This is a genomic window from Microbulbifer maximicatervae (SeqCode) (genome assembly GCF_056232625.1).
Genome location: NZ_CP174324.1, coordinates 2,114,034 through 2,125,440 on the forward strand (window position 1 = coordinate 2,114,034; position 11,407 = coordinate 2,125,440).

The following is an 11,407-nucleotide window of genomic DNA, read 5'->3' on the forward strand; positions in this document are numbered from 1 at the left end:
CACGCAGAATTGGCGCAAAATTAATGCTATCTGGCTCAGAGGTAGATCGCCCGGCAGCAACCAAAAAGGGACACTATCGCCACTTGGAAACCTGACGAACCACCGAGAAATCACCGGGAGTAATATATGAGTTCAGCCGTAAGTAGAGTGCCCGCTGCCAACAGCCAAGATGCACTAAACCACTTCCAAAACCTCCTATCTTTTGAAACAGACTGCTGGGATGTACACCACGCAGTCAGCCAAAATCGCAAGGATTTCGTACTTTTAGATGTGCGAGGTGAAGAGGCTTATAAAAATGGACATATACAAACAGCCGAATCCTTACCATACAGCCGTATCAATAAAGACAGGCTGAGCGAATACCCTTCAGATACTTTATTTGTCGTCTATTGTGCAGGCCCACACTGTAATGCGACAGAAAAAGCAGCTATCAGGCTGGCCACACTTAACAGGCCGGTCAAGAAAATGATCGGCGGCATCACCGGATGGCTAGATGAAGGGTTTACCCTCACCCAAGAAACAGCAAAATCGATTTAATTCCTATTGTTAGCCTCTTACAGGATGACATAGCTTGGCATAAGGATGTGCCAAGCTATCAAACGCCGCCCCAAAGAAATACTGATTAAATGGTACTGATATGTTTGTTCGCCATGCCCACCCCACTGACTGCTTCTATCTTTACAATATGATGCGCTGCTTAGCCAGGCATAATAATTCAACTGACTCTTTCCATATTACCCAACTTGAATTGCAAAATAGGTTGTTTCAGAGGAAAGAGCATCAAGTGCTGGTTGTGGAACAAGACCACAACCTTGAGGGGTATATCAGCTTTAATATTATCCCAGAAAGTGAAAGCTCAGCGGCCTGGGCTATTATCAGTGAGCTATATATTGGGGATTGCGATGCAAACCGAAAAGAAGAGATTACCCAAGCCCTATTGAGTGCAATTGCAAAAGAAGCTCGGAAATATCACTGTACGGATATAAGGTGGAAGGTATCTTCAAAAGGGCATGAATAAAAACTGGCTTTTTAGCAAGGATTGCAAGTTCAACTTGTAATATAAAAAAGATGGAGAATTCTAAAACTCTCCTGACAGAAAATAATTAGCCCTTCCGCCACCTAACTAGCTTTGATATTCAAAAGAGCCTTTTGGCTGCGAAGAGACACTCGAACCCGAGTGCGTATATCGCCAGCCATCCAAAGGCTAAAACTTTATGCTTGAGGTCTAGCTTCTTAATCGCCTGCCCCCCAGAATTGCCCCCCTTATGACATATTCAAGCCTCCAATTTCTGTTTCTTTTTGATCCTCACATAGACTTCTTCGCGATGGATAGGCAGTGACTTGGGTGCGCTTATGCCTATCTTAACTTGATTACCTTTTACCTCCAGCACTGTGACTGAGACATTTGCTCCAATTCTTAGATACTCACCTGTCCGTCGCTTTAAAATCAACATTCTCATTTCCTTCAATAATCAAAGTTTGGGCACTTCCGGGATGGGGGAACTTGTGATTCAACGTTTGGAGGAAATATGGGGTGGTGCGCGAGGGCGGTAGGCACAGAAGAGAAAACGGCGGACGCTAGACTTCCAGAGCTCGGGAATAGACCCCAAACTACTAGATGTACTCCACTTTATTGAAGACGAGCGGGTTTCTAGCGTATTATGCATATAGCCATTTTGATAATGTGTGTATCAATTTGGTTAGCTGGCCCCGGGTGTTGGTAGCACCTTGGGTCAGCGCCTTTTACTTACTCTTATGTCACGCTACCGTTCTCCTTTAGGGGATGGGTCTTTTAGAAAACACTCAGCTCTCTCTAGGCTTTCAAGCCTGTAAAGCCGCTTTAATCGGCTCACTCAATTACGGTCAAACTACTAAAAATATCTATCGATTCTACGCAGCTTTGACATTAAAACAAACTTAATAAATTCCAATAAGATCATTTTTGCGCCTATATTTTTATATATTTGTAAATTGGAAAATTTCAGATAACAATCAGCAGCTGCTATTTAGACTAGAATCCTCCCTGTGTTTTTTTCGAAAAGCTTGAAGAATTAAACTCTCATTACCGTAGCAGGGAAGAGCCTTCTGAATCAGGTTAAAACTTCCAGTGAATCAGTTTCACAAACAGCACATAGTGCGTTTTGAGCTAGTGATAGTGTAGACACTCTAATTTATGACCGTGTGAGCAATAATGATTGGGTATGCTCGCAATCATTTGGGGATAGCTAAAATAATATTTTTCAAATTTACCCTAGTTTAATAATACTTGAAATCAAGATACCCAATACCAAAACGAAAAACCCTAACCTTTGACAACCAAGAAAGAAGTTAATCATTAACCAGCAAAAATAAAATCCAATCACCTACCATTGCTTGCTAAATATGCAAAGTAAATAGAAGCTTCAAAATATAGGGCTAAAAAAATTGAGCCCTAATCTCTCGATCGTACCAACAGTAAAATTCAGAGAGATCAATAAAGGAAAGAATTTGAGGCCTCATCCTACAGAAGGCGGGGTTGGTAAAGCATGGTTGGACCCGCGAACATGGGTCCAACTGCTATAGAAGTATTCCTAGAGATCAAGAAAGGTATCGTCTAACTAGTAGACATAAATAGCCCCCGCAGCATCCGCATCATTCAAATCTGGGTCAGCCATAAGCCCAGCATCCGAGCCCTGCTCTTCTGGAGCGCCCACTATCAGGGTATCGCCATCGCCACTTAAAGCGATTGAAGTTCCAAAGTAGTCACGCTCATCAGTATTATTAGCTTTCAGGTAAGCACTCTCAATCCACTGCCCATCAACCACCGAATACATATAGGCCGCGCCCGCCCTGGATGCCGAGTTGTCAGTGCTATCAGCATAGAAACCTATACCAGCACTACTCTCCTGAGCACCTACCGCAAGTAATGAGCCATCATTATTTAGACTAATAGACGTACCAAAAGCATCATCTTCATCGGTATTACTTGCCTTGAGATAAGTACTTTGGTGCCAAGAATCTTCCTCGTATGAAAATAGATAGACAGCGCCATTATTGAAGCCACCGCGATCATCAGGATCCTCTGAAGCACCTGCCTGAAGCGGGGCGCCCACAGCGAGCAGGCTGCCGTCGCCACTAAAACTAACGTCCCAACCAAAACGATCGCCCACTCTTGCACTATCTGCAGTAAGTAGCTGTTGCTGAGCCCAGCCTCCATTATTGGAGAAGATATAAGTTGCTCCCCTGCCACCATGCCCACCAATAGCACCAACCGCCAGAATGGAACCATCATCACTCAAGCTAAGGGATGAACCGAAGTCCATATTTGAATTACTATCACTTGCCTTCAAATAAGCTTCTTGACCCCACTCAACCCCAGAATACTGGAAGATATATACTGCACCAGAATCCAAAGCGTCGTCATTATCAGGGCCACTATTGACACCGGTAGCACTACTATCTTCAGATGGGGCTGCTACTGCCAAGGTTGTTCCATTACCACTTAGACTCAACGCCCGCCCAAAAAAATCATAGTGGCCATGATTATCTGCTCTTAGTTTAGCGCTGTGAGTCCACTCCAAATCTTCACGGGTGAATATATGAACTGCGCCAGCCGAAAAGTTATCATCCTCACCATTTTCTTTGTAGGCACCAACAGCCAACGTATTTCCGTCGCCACTAAGACTCACTGCAGATCCAAATGCAGCTCCACTTTCAACCTCTAAAGCTTTTAAAACAGCTCGGTAAACCCAACCATCTTCACCATAATCAAAAATATATACAGCCCCTGACCCGCTAGCTGCATTATTAAATTCATTTAACTCATTACTATCTTCGCCAGTCGCACCAACAGCTATGGTAGAGCCGTCGTCACTAATCGCAACGGACCAACCAAACTGGTCACCGGCTTCGGCATTACCAGCCTTGAAATAACCAATACTATCGACAACTTCCTCATCAATCGATATTTCATTTGAATCCAGGCAAGTTGTATCATCACAGCTTTGCAATATATAGCGAGCATTCAATCGCTCAAATAGAGGCACCTTAATTTCTACAATTTCAGAACCTGCAGAAATTTTATCGCTAACTACTTCATAGCCAGATTGCCCATCTTTGTTCTCAAGAAGTTGATAATAGGTAGCCCCTTCAACATCCGACCATTCAAAAGTGAACACTTTTGCTGAGTTGAAATATAGGTAGGGAGTCGCCGCTTCTGAGATCGAGGAACCTCCGCCACTACCCCCACCAGATGAGCCGCCCCCACAAGCGCTCAAGATCACACCACATGCAACGACTACTGAACTGCTTTTAAATTTCACAACATCCTTCCCCAAAGAGTATGACTTGAATCGCGCGCAACTCTACCAAGCTTAAGGGAAAAGAAAAACCAGAAACAGGATAAAGTGAGGGTCGAAGGGGATTAAAAAAACAAGGCAATGGTTGCAGACATTAATACCACACCAACTTTAAAGCACTATTTTTTATGCAAAATACACCCCTGAATTCCACATCATCATAACATTGAGACAAAAATGCAGCAAAAAAGGACACATCAAAAAAGTAAGTAAACAACCAAAGAAAATTAAATAGAGACTTAAAAGTAAGCCCACCTTTCTACCCACAACAGATACTTTAATGCACACACAAAAAGCGATTGAGGGGGTGATTTTTTGTGTACTGCCCCTCTTATCAACGCAAATCAAAATTTGCAGGAGAGAAAAAGGCAAATTTAGCCTCCTAAAGTTGCCCCACCATCAACAACAATATCTTGCATGGTGATATGCGCAGCCATATCCGAGGCCAAAAACATGACAGTATTTGCTATATCAGAAGTGCTCGCGATTTTTTTTAAGGGGATACCCAGCTTATACCCTTCTGGATTACCGGCAACAATAGCAGCTTCATTGCCTTCACTTCCCCACAGTTCACGCAACATCTCAGTATCTGTAGATCCTGGTGAAACTAAATTACAACGGACGCCATATTCTGCTAGCTCAAGAGCTACGCAATGGCTCAGTCCAACCAGGGCGGATTTTGATGCGCAGTATGCCGTCATCCCCAGTCTTGGAACATGGGCTGCATTAGAGGCTACATTTACAATAGCCCCTTTACCCTGATTTTTGAAATGGAGCGCCAGCTCTTTTATCAAACTAAAGGGGCCTGTCACATTTACTGATAAGCAATCATGCCAATCGGAAAGCGTCAGTTCGGATATACCTCCAATCCGTAGAATACCCGCTGCATTAACTAGAATTTCCGGGCCCAGGTTGTCAGTAAGCAATCCCTTACAAACCTGAGTAATCTGATCCGAATTTGATAGATCCAAAGTGACAGTCTCATATCCATACTCAGCCTCTGGAAATCTAATATCGAAACCAAATACAGCAGCACCATGTTCACAAAACAAATCCGCTATGGTCGCTCCAATTCCCCTACCGGCACCGGTAACCCAAACCCTCTTCCCTGAAAAATTCATGTATCCACTACCCTTTTAATTCCGGGTATTTACCCTGAATTAACTGCCACCACGAATTGAGTGAGGGAGCAACAGCCAGCTCTTCGAAGGTCATTTGCACACCAAGCTTTTGCCAATCAGTAACCAAGCCCATTAGCTGGGCCGAGTCCAGCCCATAGTCAATGAGATTTTCATCTGCATCAAATTGGTCAGGCTCTTCATCAATCAGCTCCAGCAATTGCTCCTTCAGAAAAGACCAGGTTAACTTATCCTTTGATGAAACCCCGAGAGATACGACATCATCTGTTGCAATAACACTTCCGCAACGATTAGCTACATATTTAAGTGCCATAAGATGCTCTTCTTCAGAGAAATCACCAACAGCATCAGCCACCATGAATGGCTGAACATCTCGCATAAAAGCATCCAATGCTGTGGTTAAACAGCCGATATGCGCATATATACCGCATATCAGGAGTTGATCCCTTCCTTTCTCCGCAAGAATTTCCTGAAGCTCAGATCGGTAAAAAGCACTATATCGCCACTTAACCAATACAATATCATCTTCATCTGGTGCCAAAGCAGGCACTACTTTTTGTAAGCTGGGGTCAGCTTTGGTAAGTCCTGGCCCCCACATATCGTTTAGCAATGCGCGATCTTTATCGCTTTGCTCAGTGGGTTGAGCCGTATAAATTACAGGTATCTGATGCTTTTTAGCCCAGGCCCGCATCGCAACAATATTGTTTTCTATATTGCGGACCAACTCGCTTTCTTCACCAAAGAAGCGAACGAAATACTCCTGCATATCATGAATAAGCAAAGCACTTCTGGAGGGGATGATTTTCCAGTCCACCCTATTTTTGGGGAGAGAATCAATCGTAGGTAGACTATAGTTATCCAGTGATGGAATTGACATAAATACTAATTCCTTAAACCTTTGAAGCAGCTGTACTTTTAAGCAGTTCTTTGCGCAAAATTTTCTTGTCTATTTTTCCTACCGGAGTAAGCGGCAAAGCCTGCACGAATTTAAATTTATCTGGCAGCTTGAATTGAGCTACCCCGAGCTCTCGCAAGTACTTTCTCAGAGTTACAGGGCGCAAGCTATCATCACTTGACACTAAAAAAGCACAACTTTTCTCACCCAGTAAATCATCCGGCATTGCTACCAAGGCCGCTTGAGTAATGGATGCATGACGTAACAAAAGACTTTCTAGCTCTTCAGCCGCTATCTTTTCTCCACCGCGATTGATTTGATCCTTTTGCCGACCCACTACTTTTAAATATCCACGGTCATCGCGCTGCACCAAATCCCCGGTACGATAAAAACCCTCACTATCGAAAGTATTTTTGTTATGCTCAGGACTTTTGTAGTAACCGCGTATTGTGTAAGGACCTCGAGTAACCAGCATACCGGTCTCTCCGGCAGGCACCGCATCTCCGTTCTCGTCAATGACCCGGACTTCATCATTAGGACACATGGGGCATCCCTGGGTGCAAAAAGCCAAAGCATCATCATCATCCAAGCGGGTATAGTTAACCAAACCCTCAGCCATACCAAAGACTTGTTGCAGTTGGCATCCTAGCTCTTCCGGCACTCTGCGAGCGACACTTTCAGCAAAATTTGCTCCACCAACCTGTATCAGAGAAAGCGTGGTTAACTTTTCATTGTGCTGCGGGGCAGCTTTAAGCCAAAGTGAAACCGCCGGAGGTACCAGTGCCACCATATTAACTTCGTGCTTTGCTATCAGGGCAAAACAATTTAATGGCTCTGGATCAGGAGCTGTTATTACGGTGCCGCCGCTATCAAATACCCCAAGGGCACCTGGTGAGCTTAATGAAAAGTTATGTCCAGCGGGAAGTGCGCATAAAAACCGGGTGTGAGGGCTCAGATCGCATATCTCTGCACTTCTACGCACGCTGTATAAATAGTCATTATGGGTGCGGGGAATAAGCTTCGGTGTACCGGTACTGCCACCCGAAAGCTGAAAAAAAGCAACTTCTCCAGGAGGAGTTGGCTCTAATTCCCCATTAGGTTCCGTTGTATTTATACTGGCATCAAGTGAATCGGCAGAGCTATCCTTTCCCCACAACAATACATGATTTACAGAGGGAGTTTGCTGCTTTAGCTCCTCTATAAAAGCAACATCAGAAAATAACGCATGAGAAGCTGAGGCGATAATAAGAGTAGGATGAAGCTGATCAGCATAAGCCAACAGCTCCAGGCGCTGATGACTGTACAGCGCATTCACCGGAACGACACCTGCTTTTAACAGCCCAAAGAATACAATATAAAATTCAGCAATATTCGGTAGCTGGACCAAAGCCGTATCGTAAGGTTTAACCCCCTTTGATTTCAGGGAGTGGGCCAGGTTATCGGAAAGCTGATCTAATTGGGCATATGAGAAATGTCGACCACCACAAATAATTGCTGTGGCTTTAGCATCCCTTTCACAAGACACTCTTAAGATATCCGTTAGCGGCTTGTCCACCCAATAGCCAAGATCCCGATAACGGCGAGCCTCCGATTCTGGCCAAGGCGTAAATTCAATACTCATTAAAGCGCTTCCTGCTGTTTGATTCCCAGAGCATTGAGCATTGTGCCCAACTTCGCGCCGGTTTCCTGCCATTCCGATTCAGGACAAGAGTCCTCCACAATGCCGGCCCCAGCAAATAATTGAATATGGTTGCCATTAACCGTGCCGCAACGAATAGTAACTACCCACTCACCATTACCTTCAGCGTCACACCACCCCACCATTCCAGTGAAGACGCCCCTTTCGAAAGACTCCACCAAGCGGATTAAATTACGGGCATCTTTTGTTGGGAAGCCACATACGGCAGGTGTTGGATGCAGCTGACAAGCAAGTTCCAAAGCAGAAATTTCAGGTTTTTTTAGCTGGCCATGGATGAGGGTCGACAAATGCCACATAGCCGGGGTGCTGATAAGTGCAGGGGCAGCCGGGATATCCAGTGAGCTACAAAACGGTGTGAGTACCTGGCGAATTTCATCAATGACCAATTTATGCTCGTAGCTGTCCTTTGCAGAAGTAAGTAGCGATTCACTTACAGCTTTATCTTTCTCCAGATCGTTTTGTCGCTTAGCTGAACCGGCCAAGGGGTTTGAAATCAGTTCGCTTCCTACTTTTCGTACTAACAGCTCAGGACTAGAACCTATCAACTCCTGATCCCCCTCAATGGGGATACGGAAATGATAACCGGAAGGGTTCTGCACAATTAACCTGGATAGAACTTCATCGACAGAGACTTTATCGGCTAACTCTACGTTTAGCACTCTGGACAAAACTGCTTTACGTAAATCACTGTGCTGAAAATTAGCAATCGCCTGCTCTACCGACTGCTTAAAGCGCCATTCACCGGGAATGCTTTGGATCTTTTCTACCCGGGGAACAGACGCGCTCCTCCCTTCAAGGGTTGTAATCATTTCACTGCGATCAAAAAATTCGCTTTCGGCAGGAACAAACAATCGGGACTGCTGACTGAGATCAAAGGGAACTGCACCAACTACAACAGGATTGCGGATTCCCGCCTCTTTCGCTTTGACAAGAGCCCCCTGCACCGACTTATGGAATAGCTGACTTCCTCCACTGGGCTCCGGTATCACCGGCTGGTTGATCTCCGTAAAAACCCCCTTGCCACGCAAGCTTCTATAAGAGGAAGTGAACAAAAAATCAGCGGAATCGGGAATGGGCAATCGTCCAGATTCCATGTCCTGAGTCGGGAAGAGCATAAACGGGCACTCCATTGAATATGCAAATGAGAATGACTATCATTATAATTCACACCCGAAAGCATTTGTCAATTGGTGTACTCAATATTTGAGAAGTATTTGCGCGAAAAGCAGCGAGGGAGGCGTCACACAAACTAATAAGCTAGGTAAACGTTTAAATGTGCAAGACAAAACAACAAGAGCGATCTAAAAAATATATTTTTATTTATTTCAGTTGCAACCTCCCAGGCAGATTTTCTCTGTTTTTCAGTAACCACTTGCAATTGCCGTCACGTTTAATTGCCGTCAAACCATGCAACTAAATAAAATTTTCCTTGCTGAGTTTTTGAATTGCCCCACACAAGCGCGAATGATAATAATTTCTATTTACACCGTCCATCCTCTTGCGGTAGCCTGTTGGCAAGTTATTACTACTTCTTGAAAAGAAGAATTAAGCACATGGCTCTTTATAAAATTCATGGAAAGTCCAACCATTAAACACGGGAATGCCATGACCGCTGTCATGCACTCAAATTTGTTGCGTATTACTCAATCCAGTGTCTCTGAGATTGGCAGCGCGCTTTGGTGGTCAGAGATGGAAAGGCAGGGACTACCGCTTGTTAATAAAAACCCCTCGAATAAAGAAAATTTAATTCTGACATTTTTGTGGAGAGACCCAGATGGTAGCGAATCTCACTCACCGATCAAACAAGTTTATATCGATATAAATTGTGTAACGAACCACCATACATTTTCACCGCCCTCCCTAGTACGGCTGCCAAAAACAGATGTGTGGTATTGGCAAGTAGAGATCGAAAAATCCTGGAGAGGTAGCTATCGCTTAATTCCAGCTACAGAAAAATGTATTGGTTCCACCTGGGAAAAAGCACTTCACCCCAACGATGATGCTCGGAAAATGCAAAGACATTGGTGGCGCAACCTGATTAAAGACGCCATACCAGACCCGCTGAATCGACAGGCACCGAGTGCCGGTTCGTGGAGCAAAAAGTTTTCTGCAATTCATTTGCCAGGACTTATGGAACAAAGTCCATGGCAAGAATTCGATCTGAAACCTGAATCTTCAGAGTCGGAAAACAAAAGCTTTTCTGATGTGGGAGAAGTGTACTGGCAAAGTTCCATTCTGGGGATTAGACGCAGAGTCTGGACTTACGCGTGCGGCAAAGCGTCTGATCCTGAACAGCGCCCACTTGTAATTCTGTTGGATGGTGATCGATGGGCAAAAGAAATGCCTGTTTTCTCAGTTTTGAGAGAACAGACACAATCCGGACATTTACCTGCGGCACTCTATTTATTGGTTGATTCAGTCAATGGGAAACAGCGAGAGCAAGATCTGACTTGTAGTGAGGACTTTTGGCTAGCTATTCAGAAAGAACTTATCCCCCAGATTAAAGAAGAGCTACCTCACACTGAAAATCCTGCTCATACGATTGTTGCTGGCCAAAGCTATGGTGGTCTAGCTGCGATGTTTGCTGGATTAAAGTGGCCTGCAAGATTTGGGTGTGTATTGAGCCAATCAGGCTCCTTCTGGTGGCCAAACAATAAACTCATGCAGAAAGGTAACAACAGCGATGACAAGGGCTGGCTCACAGATCAGGTTTTGTCAGAAACTTACCAGCCGGGCAGGCTGAAAATTTTTCAGCAGGTGGGCACTCGGGAATATTTTTTAACCAGAGTAAATGACCAGTTGAATAAAGCCCTTAACAATAAGAGCTTTGACGTTAAGTACCAAAAATTTGTTGGCGGGCACGACACTCTGTGTTGGCGCGAGGGACTAATCACTGGTCTTTCGTATTTATTACAAAACTTCAGTTATCAGGATTAAAGTTGTTATGCAATCAGAATATCAAAATCCATTTGATGATGAGAGCCACCAATTTTTTGTGTTAACTAATAATCTTGGCCAACATAGTTTATGGCCGGAATTTGCGGGAGTTCCCGAGGGCTGGAAGACAGTCTTTGGACCTCAGGATCGTCGACAATGTGTTGAATATATAGAAGAGAATTGGAAAAGCCTCAATCACTGATGGTTGTCAGTTTCTGCAGTTTTACTATTCCTCGTAAAGAGTACATACAACCAATGAAACTTGAGAGATCTAAGACTCTATTTACAGGCGGTTAAGGGACTAACTGCAGCTGGAAAGCACCAGCAACACCCACTTGAAAATATGGCTAAGGTCTGTGCCACACTATTTTCATATTCCAGTGGGCCGTGGCCAAATAGA

The 11,407-nt window shown here is 44.3% G+C and carries 10 protein-coding genes; 4 read left to right on the forward strand and 6 right to left on the reverse strand.

Annotated features, from left to right (window positions below):
- Nucleotides 1-126: 126 nt before the first annotated feature.
- Together ACJJI6_RS09090 and ACJJI6_RS09095 are read left to right on the forward strand one after the other, a co-directional pair.
- Nucleotides 127-537 (forward strand): rhodanese-like domain-containing protein, encoded by a 411-nt coding sequence (locus ACJJI6_RS09090; RefSeq protein ID WP_444959470.1) that lies wholly within the window; start codon nucleotides 127-129, stop codon nucleotides 535-537.
- 100 nt (nucleotides 538-637) lie between these two features.
- The gene (locus tag ACJJI6_RS09095; protein ID WP_475713185.1) at nucleotides 638-1,018 is read left to right on the forward strand and encodes a GNAT family N-acetyltransferase; all 381 of its coding nucleotides are present in this window, start codon (nucleotides 638-640) and stop codon (nucleotides 1,016-1,018) included.
- 256 nt (nucleotides 1,019-1,274) lie between these two features.
- Here the strand turns inward: ACJJI6_RS09095 and csrA are convergent, their stop codons facing one another.
- The 6 genes from csrA to ACJJI6_RS09125 form a co-directional block, all read right to left on the reverse strand.
- Complete coding sequence (gene csrA, locus ACJJI6_RS09100) at nucleotides 1,275-1,454, reverse strand: carbon storage regulator CsrA (protein WP_413665123.1); 180 nt, start codon at nucleotides 1,452-1,454, stop codon at nucleotides 1,275-1,277.
- Nucleotides 1,455-2,597: 1,143 nt separating this feature from the next.
- A complete protein-coding gene (locus tag ACJJI6_RS09105; RefSeq protein ID WP_475713186.1) occupies nucleotides 2,598-4,301 on the reverse strand; it encodes an FG-GAP repeat protein in 1,704 nt (567 codons plus the stop codon).
- Between the two features lie 410 nt (nucleotides 4,302-4,711).
- The gene (gene dhbA, locus ACJJI6_RS09110; RefSeq protein ID WP_475713187.1) at nucleotides 4,712-5,458 is read right to left on the reverse strand and encodes a 2,3-dihydro-2,3-dihydroxybenzoate dehydrogenase; all 747 of its coding nucleotides are present in this window, start codon (nucleotides 5,456-5,458) and stop codon (nucleotides 4,712-4,714) included.
- A gap of 7 nt (nucleotides 5,459-5,465) precedes the next feature.
- Entirely contained in the window at nucleotides 5,466-6,353 is an 888-nt protein-coding gene (locus tag ACJJI6_RS09115; protein ID WP_475713188.1) for an isochorismatase family protein, read from the reverse strand.
- 13 nt (nucleotides 6,354-6,366) lie between these two features.
- Nucleotides 6,367-7,992 carry a (2,3-dihydroxybenzoyl)adenylate synthase gene (locus ACJJI6_RS09120; protein ID WP_475713189.1) on the reverse strand — a complete coding sequence of 542 codons (1,626 nt, stop codon included), beginning with the start codon at nucleotides 7,990-7,992 and terminating at the stop codon, nucleotides 6,367-6,369.
- The gene (locus ACJJI6_RS09125; RefSeq protein WP_475713190.1) at nucleotides 7,992-9,185 is read right to left on the reverse strand and encodes an isochorismate synthase; all 1,194 of its coding nucleotides are present in this window, start codon (nucleotides 9,183-9,185) and stop codon (nucleotides 7,992-7,994) included. Before ACJJI6_RS09125 ends, ACJJI6_RS09120 begins: the two co-directional genes overlap by 1 nt.
- A 502-nt stretch (nucleotides 9,186-9,687) precedes the next feature.
- On the opposite strand from ACJJI6_RS09125, the gene fes reads away from it, so the two are divergent.
- Nucleotides 9,688-11,007 (forward strand): enterochelin esterase, encoded by a 1,320-nt coding sequence (gene fes / locus ACJJI6_RS09130; RefSeq protein WP_475713446.1) that lies wholly within the window; start codon nucleotides 9,688-9,690, stop codon nucleotides 11,005-11,007.
- A 7-nt stretch (nucleotides 11,008-11,014) separates the two neighbouring features.
- Nucleotides 11,015-11,209 (forward strand): MbtH family protein, encoded by a 195-nt coding sequence (locus ACJJI6_RS09135; protein ID WP_475713191.1) that lies wholly within the window; start codon nucleotides 11,015-11,017, stop codon nucleotides 11,207-11,209.
- The last annotated feature ends 198 nt before the right edge of the window (nucleotides 11,210-11,407 follow it).